This is a genomic window from Streptomyces sp. NPDC017529 (assembly GCF_044329785.1).
Classification (GTDB): Bacteria; Actinomycetota; Actinomycetes; order Streptomycetales; family Streptomycetaceae; genus Streptomyces.
This window is the reverse complement of record NZ_JBIRJY010000011.1, coordinates 50,146-66,115: the sequence shown is the minus strand read 5'-3', so window position 1 is coordinate 66,115 and position 15,970 is coordinate 50,146. Positions and strand designations below refer to the sequence as shown.

13 protein-coding genes are annotated in these 15,970 nt (G+C 73.9%); 10 read left to right on the top strand and 3 right to left on the bottom strand.

Annotated features, from left to right (window positions below):
• Nucleotides 1-116 precede the first annotated feature (116 nt).
• The 4 genes from ACH4K4_RS25780 (at nt 117) to ACH4K4_RS25765 (ending at nt 5,969) form a co-directional block, all read left to right on the top strand.
• Nucleotides 117-299 (top strand): hypothetical protein, encoded by a 183-nt coding sequence (locus ACH4K4_RS25780; protein ID WP_360134322.1) that lies wholly within the window; start codon nt 117-119, stop codon nt 297-299.
• Nucleotides 300-407: 108 nt separating this feature from the next.
• Nucleotides 408-2,345 carry a TOMM precursor leader peptide-binding protein gene (locus tag ACH4K4_RS25775; RefSeq protein ID WP_398170408.1) on the top strand — a complete coding sequence of 646 codons (1,938 nt, stop codon included), beginning with the start codon at nt 408-410 and terminating at the stop codon, nt 2,343-2,345.
• A 26-nt stretch (nt 2,346-2,371) separates the two neighbouring features.
• Nucleotides 2,372-4,969, top strand: coding sequence for a lantibiotic dehydratase (locus tag ACH4K4_RS25770; RefSeq protein WP_398170406.1), 2,598 nt, complete (start codon nt 2,372-2,374; stop codon nt 4,967-4,969).
• Nucleotides 4,956-5,969 (top strand): lantibiotic dehydratase C-terminal domain-containing protein, encoded by a 1,014-nt coding sequence (locus ACH4K4_RS25765; protein ID WP_398170404.1) that lies wholly within the window; start codon nt 4,956-4,958, stop codon nt 5,967-5,969. Before ACH4K4_RS25770 ends, ACH4K4_RS25765 begins: the two co-directional genes overlap by 14 nt.
• Here ACH4K4_RS25765 and ACH4K4_RS25760 read toward each other — a convergent pair.
• Nucleotides 5,938-8,724, bottom strand: coding sequence for a LuxR C-terminal-related transcriptional regulator (locus tag ACH4K4_RS25760; protein ID WP_398170403.1), 2,787 nt, complete (start codon nt 8,722-8,724; stop codon nt 5,938-5,940). The genes ACH4K4_RS25765 and ACH4K4_RS25760 overlap by 32 nt on opposite strands.
• Nucleotides 8,725-8,979: 255 nt before the next feature.
• On the opposite strand from ACH4K4_RS25760, the gene ACH4K4_RS25755 reads away from it, so the two are divergent.
• The gene (locus ACH4K4_RS25755) at nt 8,980-9,759 is read left to right on the top strand and encodes an SDR family NAD(P)-dependent oxidoreductase (protein WP_398170402.1); all 780 of its coding nucleotides are present in this window, start codon (nt 8,980-8,982) and stop codon (nt 9,757-9,759) included.
• 105 nt (nt 9,760-9,864) lie between these two features.
• A complete protein-coding gene (locus ACH4K4_RS25750) occupies nt 9,865-10,260 on the top strand; it encodes a DUF779 domain-containing protein (protein WP_398170401.1) in 396 nt (131 codons plus the stop codon).
• 183 nt (nt 10,261-10,443) lie between these two features.
• Here the strand turns inward: ACH4K4_RS25750 and ACH4K4_RS25745 are convergent, their stop codons facing one another.
• Nucleotides 10,444-11,391 carry a hypothetical protein gene (locus ACH4K4_RS25745; RefSeq protein WP_398170399.1) on the bottom strand — a complete coding sequence of 316 codons (948 nt, stop codon included), beginning with the start codon at nt 11,389-11,391 and terminating at the stop codon, nt 10,444-10,446.
• A gap of 472 nt (nt 11,392-11,863) precedes the next feature.
• On the opposite strand from ACH4K4_RS25745, the gene ACH4K4_RS25740 reads away from it, so the two are divergent.
• Both ACH4K4_RS25740 and ACH4K4_RS25735 read left to right on the top strand, forming a co-directional pair.
• Complete coding sequence (locus ACH4K4_RS25740) at nt 11,864-12,394, top strand: methylated-DNA--[protein]-cysteine S-methyltransferase (protein WP_398170397.1); 531 nt, start codon at nt 11,864-11,866, stop codon at nt 12,392-12,394.
• A 424-nt stretch (nt 12,395-12,818) separates the two neighbouring features.
• Nucleotides 12,819-13,286, top strand: coding sequence for an RICIN domain-containing protein (locus ACH4K4_RS25735; RefSeq protein WP_398170396.1), 468 nt, complete (start codon nt 12,819-12,821; stop codon nt 13,284-13,286).
• 23 nt (nt 13,287-13,309) lie between these two features.
• Here the strand turns inward: ACH4K4_RS25735 and ACH4K4_RS25730 are convergent, their stop codons facing one another.
• On the bottom strand, nt 13,310-14,416 hold the full coding sequence (locus ACH4K4_RS25730; protein ID WP_398170394.1) for a Gfo/Idh/MocA family protein: 1,107 nt from the start codon (nt 14,414-14,416) through the stop codon (nt 13,310-13,312).
• A gap of 114 nt (nt 14,417-14,530) precedes the next feature.
• On the opposite strand from ACH4K4_RS25730, the gene ACH4K4_RS25725 reads away from it, so the two are divergent.
• Nucleotides 14,531-14,884, top strand: a complete 354-nt coding sequence (locus ACH4K4_RS25725) for an ArsR/SmtB family transcription factor (protein ID WP_398170393.1) — start codon at nt 14,531-14,533, stop codon at nt 14,882-14,884.
• A gap of 54 nt (nt 14,885-14,938) precedes the next feature.
• Complete coding sequence (locus ACH4K4_RS25720) at nt 14,939-15,946, top strand: NADP-dependent oxidoreductase (RefSeq protein WP_398170392.1); 1,008 nt, start codon at nt 14,939-14,941, stop codon at nt 15,944-15,946.
• Nucleotides 15,947-15,970 lie beyond the last annotated feature (24 nt).

The window sequence follows — 15,970 nt, the reverse complement described above, 5'->3', positions numbered from 1 at the left end:
GCAGATCCTACGGGTCGTCCGTAGAGACCCGGGGCCTCCGCGGATCACACAATCGGCTCGGACAGCGGGCGACCGCCGTCCGCAACCGTCACCCACAGAGGAAGGAGGGACACGACATGGACGCGAACCTGGTGCTGGACCTCGACGACCTGAGCGTGGACCAGCTCGACATCCTGCCGACCGCCCCCGGCTCCACCCTGGAGTCGATCAACGTCGGTCACGCGATGGTCGAGATCGGCGCATCCAACTGCACCTCGCAGGGCTCGCCGGCGAGCTGCTGCTCTTGTTGCTGCTGCTGATCCGGTGATACGGCCGGGCCGTGTCCGGCGCTTCGGCGCCGGGCGCGGCCCGGTACCGCTGGACAGCCTGTGCCACCACGACCGACCCGAAGAACCAAGGAGGCGAACGTGCCGGATCGGCCGACCGGTCTCGCGGTACGCGGCGAGGGCCTGCTCGCGCACGCGGTCCGCACCGAGCTCTCCCGCCGTCAGCTGCTGGCAGGCGAGAACGGCGGCCGCTGCGCCGGGGTGCTCAGCGTCGACGACGGCTGGCGGGACACCGTGACGGCGGGCAACCCGGCGCTGCCGTGGCTGCCGGTCCGGGTGGAGCTGGGCAACGTCGTCATCGGGCCGCTGGTGCTGCCGGGGCAGCCGGGGTGCGCGCAGTGCGCCCGTACCCGCAGGGACCGCGCACTGGGGCCGGCCAGCCCGCGCGCCGAACTGCTGCGCCGCCACGGCGACCGGCTGGCCGCCCGGCCGTCGCCACTGCTGTCGGCCTGGACCCGCGACACGGTCGCCGCGGTCGTGGCGGCCGAGGCCGCCGCCGTCCTCGACGACCCGGAACACGCCGGCACCCGCAACGCGGTCACGATGATCGGGCTGGCCGCGCTCACCGCCGACCGGCACCCGTTCCTGCCCGACCCCTGCTGTTCCCGGTGCGGCCGGCTGCCCGACGACCGGCCGCCGGTGCTGATGGACACGCCGCGCCCCAAGCTCGCCCCGGACGTCTACCGCGTCCGCAGCCTGGACACGGACTGGGACGGCCTGCTCCGTACCTACGTGGACGGGCACACCGGCATCGTCCGGCAGCTGGACGTCCGGACGGACTACGCGTACCCCATGGTGTCCGCGCCGCTGCGGCTGCCCGACGGCATCCAGGAAGCGGGTTTCGGCCGCGGCCTGGACTACGGAGGCTGCGAACGTACCGCGCTGGCCGAGGCGTTGGAGCGGCTGGGCGGCGCGCGACCCGGCGGCCGGCGCACGACGGTGCGCGCGGGCTACCGGGAGGTCGCCGACCGTGCGGTCTGCCCGACCGACCTGGGCCTGTACCCGCCGGACCGGTACGAGGACCCGGAGTTCCCCTATCCCGTCTTCACCCCGGACCTGGAGATCAACTGGGTGTGGGGGCACTCCTTCGGCCGCGGCGAGCCCGTGCTCGTGCCCGAGGACTACGCCTACTACCGCACCCGGCACGGAAGTTCCTCGGCGCGCCCGCTGGCCTACGAGGTGTCCAACGGCTGCGCCCTGGGCGGCTGCCTGGAGGAGGCCGCGCTGCACGGCATCCTGGAGCTGGCCGAGCGTGACGCGTTCCTGCTCACCTGGTACGCCCGGTTGCCGGTGCCGCGCGTGGACCTGTCCACCGTCTCCGATCCGGCGGTCAGGCTGCTGGCCGAGCGGATACGGCAGGAGAGCGGGCACCGGGTCGCCGCCTTCGCCACCACGCCCGAGCACGGCATCGCGACCTCGTGGGTGATGGCCGTACATCCCGGCGGGGGTCCGGAGCCCGCCGCTATCTGTGCCGCCGGTGCCCACTTCGATCCCGAACAGGCGCTGCTCAACGGCCTGCTGGAACTCACCGCGAACCTGGGCTGGAACCGCGCCGCCTACCGCGAGGAGCTGCGCAGGATCGCGGGCATGGTCGCCGATCCGTACACGGTGCGCGAGATGCGCGACCACGCGCTGCTGTACTGCCATCCGGACGCGTACGACCGGTTCGCCTTCCTGCCGGGCGAAGACGCGGAGCAGCCGGTGGCCGAGGCATTCGCCCGTGCGACGTGCCGGCCGCGCGGCGACGACCTGCGTGAGGATCTGGCCGAGGTGGTCGAACGTTTCACCAGCCGTGGTCTGGACGTCATCGTGGTCGACCAGAGCACCGACGAGCACCGCGCCGCCGGGTTCGCCTGCGCGAAGGTGATCATTCCAGGGCTGCTGCCGATGACCTTCGGGCACCGGATGCGCCGTACCCACGGCCTGCCCCGGCTGCGCGACGTGCCGGTCAGGCTCGGGTACCGGGACCGGCCGCTGGAGCCGGCGGACGTCAATCCGCATCCGCACCCGTTCCCGTGAACCCGTACGTGAAGGCAGGAACAGTGATGAGTGGCTTCCAGGTCGCGGACACGTTCGGCGTACGCATCGGCGGTCTGCCGGTGTCGGTACTGGACGGGCTGCGGTCGACCGAGGTGTGGCGCCGGATCGGCGCGCTGCTCGACGGCGAGCGGGAACTGGCCGAGCGGGGCGGGAAACTGTCCGACGCGCTGTACGAGCTGATCGGGCGCGACCCGGTCGCCAAACCGGCGCTGGTCGCGCTGCGCCGTTCCGTCCACAACCAGCGGCTGCCCGCCGCGCGCTGCTGGAACGACGAGGTGCGCGCCGCGCTGCCCGCCGAACTGGCGGCGGACGTCAAGCGGTGGGCGGACCTGCTGGCGACCCACCGCCAGGACCTCGCGTGGCTGGACGTCCTGCTCTCCCAGGACGCGCCCGCCCGGCACGCGGCGCTGCGGCAGGCGGCCGGCCACCCGGTGTTCCGGCACGGGCTGATCCAGGGCAGCCCGGTGCTCCACGAGCAGCTCGGCAAGTGGCTGGGACGTCCCGAGGACAGCCCGCCGGACCGGAAACTCGCCCTGCGGCTGGCCAAGTACCTGTCCCGGGTGGCGGCCAAGACCAGCCCGTTCAGCACCTTCACCATCAGCGGGCTCGGCCGCTGGGACGGGCCGCGCGCGGACGCCGGCGGCCTCGCGGTGCGCGACACCGTCGAGATCAACCTGTGGGTCGTCCAGCAGCTCGTCCGGCAGTTGCGCGAACACCCCGCCCTGGCGGCCACCGCACGGCTGCGGGTCAACCCGAGCGCACGGCCGGCCGACGGGCACTGGGAGTTCCTGGGGCCGGGCGAGGAGGAGCCGCTGCGCACCCTGCCGATGTCCGCGCCGGTCCGGGCCTGCCTGGACTTCGTCGCCGTCGACGGCGGCCGGCTGCGGCGCGACGTGGTGGCGCACCTGGTGGAGCGCAGCGGTGCCGGACCCGAGCAGGCCGCGCGTTACGTCGAGCGGCTGACCGACCTCGGCCTGCTGGAGGTCGTGGCGCCGTTCTCCGAACAGGCGGCGGATCCGCTCGCCGCGCTGCGGGCGTGGGTGGACACCGGCGGGCCGGCGCTGGCGGAGGTGTCCGCCCGGCTCAAGGAGGTGGCCACGCTGCTGGCGGGCTATCCGGAGCTGGCCGGTCCGGACGACCGCGCCCGGCGCAACCGCGAGATCCACCGGGCGCTGGGCGGACTCGCCGAACACCTCGCGCCGGGGCGCATCGCCGTGCCGCCCAAGAACCACATCATCGAGAACGCCCTGCTCGTCGGGCCGCCCGCCGGCCAGGACCGGCAGGAGTGGGAGCCGGTGCTGCGGGACCTGGACACCGTCCGCCGCTGCTATGCGGCGCTCGACCCCGCGCTGCCCGGCCGCGTGGCCCTGGCCCGGCTGTTCACCGACCGCTTCGGGACGGGCGCGGGCGTACCGTTCCTCGCGTTCCACCGTGCCGTGCAGGAAGAGCTGCGGGCGGACGAGCGGCTGTCAGGACTGCTGTCGGTCTCGCAGCACGGCTATGCGCCGCTCACCGACAGCCCGTTGCCGCGCATCAAGGAGCTGCTGCGCATACGGGACGAGCTGACCGGCGCCGCGCTGGACGGGCAGCCGGACGCCGACGGGGTGGTACGGGTCGATCCCGGCCGGCTGGCCGCACTGGCCGACGGCTGGCCGGAGTGGCTGCGCGCGCCCGGGTCGGTCGCGTTCTACGGGCAGGTCACCGGCGAGTACGGCGACCCGTCCGGGTTCGTGGTCAACGCGGTCAACGCCGGTCACGGGCGGGGCCGCGACCGGATCCGCCGGCTGCTGGGCCAGGCGGGCGTCACCGTGGCCGGCGAACCGGTCCGCTCGCCCGAGGGCGTGGTGCTCGCGGACACCTGCCGCCATTACGGCAGCAATGTGGGCCTGCGCGAGCTGGCCGTACCCGACGAGATCGACTACCCGGGCGCGGCGGGCCCGCGTCCCGCGGGCCGGCGCATCGCGCTGCACGACCTCGAAGTGCGGCACGACCCCGGGCCCGACCTGCTCGTGCTGTGGTCGCGTACCCGGGACTGCCAGGTCCGCCCCGTGCACCCCAGCCTGATCGCGGAGTTCTGGCTGCCGCCGGCGATGCGGCTGCTGATCCAGGCGTTCGGCGACACGCCGACGCTGCTCATCCCCGGCCGCCGGATGTTCGGCGACATCTCCCCCGCCACGGCGCACGGTGTGCTGCGCGAGCCCAGGATCACCATCGGCACGGTCACGGTCAGCCGCCGCCAGTGGGTCTTCCGCACCGGCGACGCGCCGGTGCGGGCCAGGGGCGAGGCGGACGGCCGCTACCTGCTGCGGCTGGCCTCGTGGCTCCGCGAACACGGCGTACCCGACCGCTGCTTCGTCCGCGCGCTGGACCCGTCCGCGCTGACCGGCGGCAACGTGTGGCAGCTCAAGTCGCGCAAGCCGCTCTACATCGACTTCGCCAACCTGCTGCTGGTCGGGCTGTTCGAGCGGATGCTCGCCGAGGAGGGCAATCTGCTGTTCCTCCAGGAGGCGCTGCCCGACCCGGCCGCCGCGCCGCACTACGGCGACGCGGGGGCCCGCGTCACCGAATACCTCGTGGAGGTCGGAGAGCATGCCCGCCGCTGACGGCACGGTGGACCCGGTCACCGCCGGCGCGTCCGACTGGGTGTGCGCCCACGTCTTCTACGACACCGGACACGACGCCCTGCTGGCCGGCTGCGTACAGCCGCTGGTCGCCGGGCTCTTCGCCGACGGGCTGCTGCACCGCTACTTCTTCCTGCGGTACTGGGAGGGCGGCCCGCACGTGCGGCTGCGCCTCCTGCCCACCGGTACGGAGGCCGCGGCCGAGCTACGGCGGCGCACCGCCGCGTCGGTCGGCGCCTTCCTCGAAAGCAGCCCGGCACCGGACACGGTGGACCGCGCGCGCTACCGCGAGCTGGCCGGCGAACTGGCCGCCATGGAAGGCATGCCGGCGCACGACCGGGTACTGCGCTCGAACAACACGGTCGAGTTCCTGCCGTACCGGCGCGAGCACGAGGTGTACGGCCACGGCACCGCCATGGCTGCCACCGAGGAGCACTTCCAGGAGTCCAGCGAACTGGCCCTGGCGCTCGTGGCGGCCGGGACCACAAGTCAGCAACGGGCCCTGATCGCCCTGGACTTGATGCTGGGCGTACTGGCCCTCTGCGACGACCTGCGCACGCAGTGGGTGGACAGCGGACAGCCGCTCATCCCCTTCGCCCGCGGCGCCGAACCCGCCGACACCGAAGCGCACTACCGGGCACGCCGGGAGCAGTTGCGGGAACGGGCGCTGCGGGTGTGGCGGCTCGCCCCCGAACCGGCCGGCGCGACCCCGCAAGCACACTGGCTGCGCTCGGTACGCAAGCTGCGGGACCGGCTCAGCGGCTGGGAGGATTCCGGCGCCTTCACTTCCGAACGGGCGCGTACTCCCCTGACCCAGGGCCCCGATCTGGCCGTGCTGCCGCACCCCGCGACCACGCTGACGCTGCTGCGCTGCGTCCACCTGGCCAACAACCGCCTCGGCCTGACGCTGGACCAGGAGAACCAGCTGCGCTTCCTGGCGGGGCGGGTGGTCACCGACCTGTCGCGGACGTCGGCCTCCTGAGCGGTACCGCGTGGTGTGCGCGGGCCCGCTCCAAGGCGAGCCCTCCCGGCGCCGCCCGGCTGTCGGGCGGCTGCTCGGACGGTGACGCCGGGATCGCCGCGGCCAGTTCCTGGCGGCCGGAAATGCCCAGTTTCCGGTAGACGCCGGAGAGGTGGAACTCCACCGTCCGCATGGTGAGGAACAGCATCTGGGAGATCTGCCGATTGGTGTGGCCGCTCCGGGCCAGCCCGGCGATCTTCACCTCCTGCGGTGTCAGCAGCGGGTGCGCGCGTACCGGCGCCTCGTGGACCGGTGCGGGCTCCGGCACCTCCCGCAGCCGCTGGACCAGCGGCCCGGCACCGCACTCCCCGGCCAGGGCGAGCGCCGCCGCGAACGCCCGGTGCGCGTCGGCCGGCCGCCCCGCGTCCTGTAGCGCCGCGCCCAGATCGGCCCTGGCCGCCGCCAGTTCCAGCCGGGCGGGCGAGGCTTCGAGGTGCCGCACCGCCTCGGTCAGCATCGTCAGCCGGGTCTCGCCCTGCCGGGTCATGGCCAGCGCGTGCCGGGCGGTGCCGATCGCGCGCGGCGTCCCCCAGCGGCGGGCGGCCTCCAGCTCCTCGCGGGCCAGGGGCTCGGCCCGGTCGGCCGCGCCCCCGGCGGCCAGCGCGAGCGCGGCGCGGGACCGCCAGGGCAGGACCGCCGGGCTGACGACGCCCCTGCGGGTCAGCTGCCGCCCCGCGGCGAGCAGGTCCTCGGCCGCCAGGTCCGGTGCGCCGCACTGCTGCCGCAGGGCCGCCCGGGCCGCGAGCAGATACGGTTCCTCGTAGCGTTCCCCCAGGTCGCCGTCCGGCCCGTGTTCCGCGGGGCCGAATTCGGCCAGCAGCGCCGCCGCCTCGCCACCGGCGCCGGACAGCGCCAGCGCCTCCACCAGCGCGGCCACCGCGAAGCCGGCGATGATGGGCAGCGCGGTGGTGCTGGGATGCATCTCCTCGACCACCGGCCGCAGAATCGCGACGGCGCCCGGCAGGTCCCCGGTGACCCGGCAGATCTTGGCGCGGAAGATGTCCGCCGTCAGGCAGGACCGCCGACTGGAGACCGCGCGGCTGAGCCTGCCGGACCGCCGGCAGTGGGCGCGGGCCTCGGTCAGCTCGTCGGCGCGGATCAGGGTCGCGCAGCTCTGCCAGCTGCGCCCGAGATCACTTCCCATGCCGGTCAGCGCCTCCCGGGCGTGGGCGAGGGCCGCTGCCCGGTCCGTTCCCCGGTCGGAGGCGAGCGCGGCCCGCAGATTGGCCAGTTCCCTGCACGGCTCCGCGGCCGGCTCGTCCGCCAGCCGGCGGGCCGCCTCGGAGGGGCCCGCCGGGTCCAGCAGGGAGACCGTCGCCCTCCTGAGCGTCAGCTTGCGGACGGCCGCCGGGTGGCCGCTGCCCATGCGGCCCGCCGTCTCGTCCAGCACGGACACGGCGTCCGCCGGCCTGGCCCGGTCGACCAGCATGGCGGCCACGTCCAGGGCCAGTTCGGCGCAGACCTCAAGGTCCTCGGTCTCGCGCAGCACGGCGTCCAGTTCGCTCAGCGCGAGGTCCGGGTCGACGAACGTCTCGGCCTCGGCGAGTTCGCGGCGCACCACCGACCGTACGTCGGCGGGCAGCCGGTCGCGCAGCACGCACCGCAGGTAGCGGCTCGCCTCGTCGGCCTTCCCCTCGTGCAGCAGTTTGCGTGCCGCCGTCCGCAGCGGCTCGACCGCCCAGTCCAGCCCGGTCGGGCCCGCGGCCGCGAGCTGCTGGGCTATCCGTTCCGCCCCCCGCTGCTCGTCGCGCAGGATCCCGGCCACCCGCAGGTGCGCGCCGATCCGGGAGCCGACCGGCATGCCGGCGAGCACGGCGCCGCCCAGCAGCGGGTACCGGAAGGCCGGCGGCACCCGGTTGGCGAGGACCTGCCGTTCGACGAGGGTGTCGATCGCCCGGAGCGCGTCGGGCATCGGCAGCTCGGCCAGCACGGCGGCGTAGGCGACCTCCGCGCTGTCGCCCAGCACCGCGACAGCCCTGGCCATGGCCAGGGCTGGTCGGGGCAGGTCGTCGAGCCACCGCCGCGTACATCGCAGCACCTCGGGCCCGGCCGCGCCGCGCAGTTCCCGGGCCGTGACGGCCGTACCCGGGCGGCCGGCCAGCTGGGCCAGCAGCAGGCCCGGGTTGCCGCCGGTCTGCTCCAGGCACACGGCGGCCGCGGCGGCGTCGAGCGTGACGCCGCACCGGTCGGCGGCGAACCCCGCGATCTCGTCCTCCGGCAGGCCGGCCAGCTCGATATGCTCGGCGCGCGCGAGGAGTTCGGCCACCTCGTCCGGCCGGCCGCCCTCCTCGCCGTCGCCGACCGCGCCCACGATCAGCAGCGGTACGGGACGGTCGAGCGAGGCCATGGCCGCCAGCCAGCGCGCCGACGAGGGGTCCGTTCCGGCGAGGTCGTCGACGAAGATCGCGAGGGGCGACAGCGCCAGGACCGCCCGGCCGCGTCCGACGTATCCGTCCAGGGTCTCCGGCCCGCTTCCCGGGGCGCCGAGTGCCTGGCGGGCCACCGCGAACGTGCTCTCCCCCGGCACCCGGCCGCCGGTGGCGGTCGCGACCCGGAAACCCGCCTCCTCGGCGCGGGCGGCGGCCTCGGCCAGCAGCGCCGACTTGCCGATGCCCCGCTCGCCGCGCACCGCGACGATCACCGGTGCGCCGCCGCCGGCCCGCCCCATCAGCCCGTTCAGCCGAGCCAGCTCCGATTCACGACCGGTTAACGGCATCGACAGCCCTCCCCAAGACATGTATATGTCGGGACGTACTTACACCCGACAGGTTCGTCCATCTTTCATCCTGATACGCACCGCACCAGGACGACTACTGCCGACCGGGCCAAGAACGGCCGGTTCGCTACCCCGGACGGCCGGTTCGGAACTGCCGAGACGGCGACTCCAGGAAGTCGAACGACCGGTTCAGCCCTACCCCGGGCTCGCCGCCCCGGACGCCCGTGCCGGTCACCTGCCGTCTAAGGTGCGGCAATGACCTCCCACAGCTATCTCTCCCAACTGTTCTCGCTCGACGGGCTGGTCGCCATGGTGACCGGCGGCAGCTCCGGCATCGGGCGGGCCGTCACCGGGTCCCTCGCCCGCGCCGGCGCGAGCGTCGTGGTCGTGGCGCGCAAGGAGGCCGGGCTCGCCGCCACGGCCGGCGAACTCACGGCCGAGGGCTGCCGGGCGGCCTGGGTGAGCGCCGACCTCGGCACCCGCGCGGCCGTGCGCGCGGCGGCCGACGAGGCGGCCGGGATATTCGGCGAGCCCGACATCCTCGTCAACTCCGCCGGGATCAACCTGCGTCCGCCGATGGACGAGCTGGACGACGAGGTGTGGGACGCCACGATGGCGGTGAACCTGGAGGCGCCCTACCTTCTGGGACAGCGCTTCGGACCCGGTATGGCCGAACGGGGTTACGGGCGGATCATCCACATCTCGTCCCAGCAGGCGCACCGGGCGTTCGTCCGGAGCGGCGCGTACGGCGTGTCCAAGGGGGCGCTGGAGTCGCTGGCCCGCTCCCAGGCCGAGGCCTGGTCACCGCACGGCGTCACCTGCAACACGCTCGTGCCGGGCTTCGTCCCCACGCCGCTGAACGCCCGTCTGTCGTCCGACCCCGAGAAGGTGGCGGACCTGGCCGCCCGCACCATGGCCGGACGCAACGGTCTGCCAGAGGACTTCGCGGGGGCCGCGGTCTTCCTGGCGAGCCGCGCCTCGGCCTACGTCACCGGTCAGTCGCTCTTCGTCGACGGCGGCCTGTCCGTCCACTGATCCGGGACGGTCGGGGCGCGACCCTACGGCGCGGGGCCGGTCGCCCCTACACTGCACGCAGCGCCGGCGCGGACAGCGGTTGCCGACCAGGCGAAGGAGTGGCCCATGAAGCACACCACGGAGCACACCACGGAGCGCGTCGCGCTCACCACGGCGGCCGAGGACCTCATCCGCCGCCTGCGCGCGGAACACGGCCCGTTGATGTTCCACCAGTCGGGCGGGTGCTGCGACGGCAGCTCGCCGATGTGCTACCTGGCCGGCGAATTCCGCACCGGCGCCTCGGACGTCCTGCTCGGCCGGCTGTCCGTGCCCGGCGTCGGCGAGGCGGTGGACTTCTGGATGTCGGCGGACCAGTTCGCCCGCTGGCGGCACACCCATCTGACGGTGGACGTCGTGCCGGGCCGCGGCGGGGGCTTCTCCCTGGAAGCCCCCGAGGGCGTCCGGTTCCTCATCCGCTCGCGGCTGCTCACCGAGGAGGAGCAGGCGCTGCCGGGCGGCTGAGGCACGGCGTACGGCGCTGCCGCGGACCAGACGTAGTGAGCCCCGGACATGGTGAGGCCCCGCGCACGGGGGATGACGCGGGGCCTCGTCGGGTTCAACGACCGGATGGGGAAGACGGTTCCCCACTGGTGAAGATTCCGGGGAAAGTCTTTACCCGGGCCGCCTCCGGGGCTCCGGTCCCCCTTACGCCTCGTCCTGCACCAGCCGCTCCAGCATGTCCTGGAAGTCGACGTCCACGACCACCCGCAGCCCGTCGCCGTCCGGCTCGCTCAGCCGGGTCATCACGCCCTGCCGCCACCAGAAGACGTTGGGGCTGATCGCCCCCGCCGCGTCCTCGTGGCCCGCGGCGGCGAACTGCGCCATGGCCTGCAGCGCCGGGACGACCTGCGCGTCGTGGATGGGATGGAAGGCCAGCTGGTGGCGGAAGGGCACCGCGACCAGGGCGCCGTCCGCGGTCAGCGGCGTCCCCATGATCCGCTGGACCAGGTCCTCCAGGACCAGCACCCTGCTGGCGGTGAAGAAGGAGTCGCCCAGCACCACCTCGAAGGCCGAGCCGTCACCGCGCCGCACCGTCTCGTGGCCCTCGACCGGCAGCGCCCGCAGATTGTTCAGCGCCCTGATCCGCAGCTCGGCCACCTCGCCGAGGTCCGTCAGCGAGTCCTCGCTCAGCATCTGTACGGCTTCGGGCAGGTCCAGGGCGAGTACCTCGCGCAGCCCGGGTCCCGGGGCGCGCCCGTACCGGAAGGAGTCCGAGGGCGGCAGCGCCTCCTCGGCGACCACCCGGGGGTACAGGCGGGCCCGGATCTCGTCCTCCGAGAGGGTTTCCATCGGCTGCGGGCCGTCCATCGTGCGCAGCACCTTGCCGACGTGGTCGCGGATCATCGCGGGCCAGGCGCGCTCGCCGCGCCGGTCCCGGTGGCAGACCGCGGCCAGGTTGCCGAGTCCGAACTGCCGGCCGGCGGAATCGGCGACCACGCCCGCGTAGACGGTCACCTCCAGGCCGCGTTCGGCGAACGCCTGCCGGACCTGCGACCGGAAAACGCCGCCCTCCCGCTCGGAAAAGAAGGAGAACTCCCCGTCGCGCGGCGCTTCGCGCGGATCGCGCTTCGGTCCACGGCGGAACAGGCCCATCTCTTCCTCCCGGCGACGGCCACGGACGACGGCCGCGATGCCGCCGATCGTAACGGGTACGCCCAGGGCCCTCGACACGGTCCCCGGCCCCGGTCGCGCCCCGGCTCCCCCGCCTCGCCGCGCCGCGGCCGGCCGGGTCCCCACCTGCTCATCATGCCCAGCGCGGTGGTCGGTCATGGCGCTCGCGGGCGGCGGGAACGAACAGCGCCCGGGCGCGGGCGGCAGGCCCGGAACGGGCCCGCGATACGCTACGGAGCCGGGCCCGCCGCACGGGACCGGCCCTCGGTTCACCGGCGCGGTTTCCCGGCAGCGCCCGCCGCATTCCCGGTATCTCCGGCACCTGGTGTTTTGCACGGCATCCGGCAGGAATGCGACGTCTGATTTCCGCCAGCCACCGTGGGGAGGCGGCGGCACAGTGGAGGTGACGGATGCGCCGGTGAACGGCGCGCGAGCAAGAGAAAGGGGCCGGACGATGTCGGCCACGACGGTCCACACGACGCTCGACAGCCCGCTCGGCGAGCTGCTCCTGGTGGGCGAGACGTCCGCCACCGCACCGGGCGGCACCGCGCTGGCCTCCCTGTCCGTACCGGACCAGAAGGGCGGCGCCGCGGTACCGCCGGCGCACACCCGCGCCCCGGCGGCCTTCGCGGAGATCGCCGCGCAGCTCACCGCCTATTTCGAGGGCCGGCGCACCCGCTTCGACCTCGCGTACGTCCCCGGCGGCACCGACTTCCAACGGCGCGTCTGGCAGGCACTGGACGCCATCCCGTACGGCGAGACCTTCACCTACGGCGACATCGCCGCCCGCATCGGTGCTCCCCGCGCGGCGGTGCGCGCGGTCGGCACCGCGATCGGGCGCAACCCCCTCCTGGTGGTCCGCCCCTGCCACCGCGTCATCGGCGCCAACGGCACCCTCACCGGTTACGCAGGCGGCCTGGAACGCAAGCGGCGTCTCCTGGTTCTGGAGGGCGCCGCCTGCGTGGCGGGACTCCGCACGGCCTGATCCGCCACGGGCCGACGATTCGGACAGTGGGTGGTGTGGCCTTCGCCGGGCGGCCGTTTCTGCCCGCCGCTCCTCCCTTCCCCCCACCACCCGCTTACGCGGGCCGGGAGGAGCGGCCGGGCAGCGGCTGGACCCGAGTCGGGCGATCCCCCGCATCACCCAACCCAGGCAGCCTCGATCGGAGCCCGCTCCCCGTCGGAACGGGCGTCCGAAGCCATGCCGAGTATATTGGCTCGGAGCCAGTCAACGCAGCGGCTACACCATGACCATTTTCGAGTGCCTCTCTTTTCGGCCCCGGTGACCGCGACGCGGCCCGTCACGCGAAGCGCCTTCCGCCACCGAAGTGCACCGCGACCACACCCGTTTTCGTACACTTGAGCGACTTCGCGGCGGTGCGCCGCGACTACGCGCAAAGGGGCGGGACGTGAGTGGTGCGGGTGGCCTGGCGGCGGTCGGCGAGGGGACCTATGTGCTGCGCAACGTGGGCAGCGGCCTGCTGCTGGAGGTCGAGGACGGCCGCAAGGGCAGCGGGGCGAACGTCCGGCAGGGCAAGGAGGACGGTTCGCCGGCCCAGTTGTGGCGGATCACCGAGGTCCACCCCGGCAGCGGGCTGCGGCATCTGACCAACGCGGGCAGCGGCAAGCGCCTGGACGTCACCGGTGCCTCCACCGAGAACGGCGCCAACGTCCAGCAGTGGAAGGCCAACAACTACGGCGCGCAGGAATGGCTGCTGGAACAGCACGTGGACGCGCCCGGCACCTACACGCTGGCCAATTACGCCAGCGGCCTGCTACTGGAGGTCGCCGGCGACAGCGCGGAGCACGGGGCCAACGTCCAGCAGTGGGAGGACCGGGACCGCCCCGGCCAGTGGTGGACGCTGGAAAGCCGCTGACGCCTGCGCGAGCTGCCGCCGGCTCAGAAGGCGGCGGCGCGCGCGATGCGGTCGAGCAGGCGGTGGCGACGTACGGCGTGGGCGAAGTCCGGCGCGCGGTGGGTGCCGGCCACCAGGTCGGTCCGGATCTGCTCGTAGGCGTGGGCCACGGTGTACGCCACCTCGGTGGTGCGGCCGGCGAGCGCGGGGAGCGTGGAGTACGCGGCCGGAACCGGGAGTTCCGCGAGTGCGGTGTCCTCGCCCCGGGCGCCGTGGACGGCGACCTGCCCGAACTGGAGGTGCCCCGAGTCGCCGGTGACCAGCAGGTCGCCGGCGGTCCCGTTGATCTCCCAGTGGAAGTTGGTGGCGCGGGACAGACCGCCGCGGAAGTGCAGCGAGGCGACCGCGCCGCCTTCGAGGACGCCGCTGACGGCGATCTGGTCCTCGACCGTCATCCGTGCGGTCTCGCCGGTCACCTCGTTGCGGACCTTGGCGCGGCGGGTGGCCATGGTGGCGTCGAGGTCGGTGAACTCCCCGAGGGCCATGGTGACGGCGTCTACGGTGTGGCCGAAGGGGATGGTGAGAAGGGAACCGCCGTTGCCGCGGTCGAGGAGGTACGCGCCGCCCGGCTCGAACTCCGCCCCCCAGCGGCGGCCGGAGGCGATGAGGCTGGTCGACAGGACCTCGCCCACGTACCCGTCGGCGATCAGGTCGCTCACATAACGGACCGGGGGCGCGGAGCGGGCCTGTAGCCCGACGAAGGTGCGCAGGCCCCTGGCCTCCGCGGCCGCGGCCAGTTCCTCGGTCTCCGCGAGCCCGTTGCCGAGCGGCCATTCGCTCAGCACCATCTTCCCGGCTTCGAGGGCGGCCAAGACCAGTTCGCGGTGGTGCGGGATCTTGACGGTGACGACCACGAGGTCGACCTCGGGTCGCCGTACGAGTTCCTCGGCACTGCCGAAGGCGAGCGGGATGCCGTACTTCTCCCCCGCGGCCCTGGCGGATTCGGGGGTGCTGGCGGACAGGGCGCGCACCTCGTAACCCGGTACGGCGGCGAGCGCGGGCAGATGGGCACGGGCGGCCCAGCCGCCGGAGGCGCTGAGGCCGATGACGCCGACGCCGATCGGCGTGGCGGCGGAGGCGTGGGAGGGCATGGCGGTTTCCTTTCGCCGAAGATGCGGACGGTGCGCCCGGTCGAGCGGTGATCATGACCGTAACTCATGTTCGCACCGGTGTGAACATGAGGCCGCATGGTGGATACTGGGGGCATGGCCAGCCGTACCTCTTCGCCCCTGCTCCACCCCCACGAGCGGGAATTCGACCTGTTCGCCGTCATGAGCGCGCTCACCGACCCGGTCCGGCTCAGCATCGTGCTGCAGCTCGCCGCCGAGTCGGCGGTGCCCTGCGGCACCTTCGACCTCCCGATCGCCAAGTCCGCCCTCAGCCGGCACCTGCGGGTGCTGCGCGAGGCGGGCGTCATCAGCCAACGGGACGAGGGCACCCGCCGGGTCAACTCCCTGCGCGCGGAAGAACTGGACCGCCGCTTCCCCGGGCTGCTGGCCCTCGTGCTCAAGGAAGGCGCCCAGCGGCGGGCCGTGCGGCCCGCGGCACCCGCCGCCTGAGGCGACGTACGGCGCCACCGGTGGCGCACTCCGGCTGGAGGGAGCACCACGCACATGCCGAGCACGGTGCAGGAATGGCAGTTGGCCGCTCGACCCGTCGGGCGGCCGTCGCCCGGGGACTTCCGGCTGGTCGAGCGGGAGTTGCCGGCACCCGCCGAAGGCGAGGTACGGGTACGCAACAGCTTCCTCTCGGTGGACCCCTACATGCGGGCCCTGATGGGCACGGAACTCTCCGGCTCGCCGGCGTACGAGCCGGGCCGGCCGATGACCGGCGGGGCCGTCGGCGAGGTGGTGGAATCCCGGGCGGCCGGTTTCGCCCCGGGGGACCTGGTGCTCAGCTCTCTCGGCTGGCGGACGGCCGCGGTCGCACCGGCCGCGCGCTTCACGAAGCTGACACGGATCGCGGGCGTACCGGACTCCGCGTTCCTGGGAGTGCTCGGCATGCCGGGACTGAGCGCCTACGTGGGGCTCACCGAGATCGCCGGGCTGCGCGCGGGCGACACCGTCTTCGTGTCCGGGGCGGCCGGCGCGGTGGGCGGCCTGGCCGGTCAGATCGCCCGGCTGCGCGGGGCGAAGGCGGTGATCGGCAGCGCCGGGTCACCGGCGAAGGTGGCGTATCTCACCGGCGAACTCGGCTTCACCGCCGCCTTCGACTACAAGGACGGGGACCTCCGCGGCCAGCTCGCGCGGGCCGCGCCGGACGGTATCGACGTCTACTTCGACAACGTGGGCGGCGAGCATCTGGAGGCCGCCATCGACGCGTTGAACCGCGACGGCCGGGCCGCGCTGTGCGGGGCGATCTCCGCATACGACGCGACCACGCCGCCTGCCGGGCCGCGCAACATGACGGAGCTGGTGAAGAAGCGGCTCACCCTGCGCGGTTTCGAGGTCGGCGACCACGACGCGCTCCGGCCGGCCTTCGAGCGCGAGGCGGGCCGGTGGCTGGCCGACGGCCGGCTCGTCTTCCGGGAGACGGTCGAGGACGGCATCGCCGGTGCGGTGGACGCCTTCCTCGGGATGATGGACGGCCGCAACACCGGCAAGATGCTGGTACGGGTCTGAACGCGGCGGTGCCCCCTCCCGGCG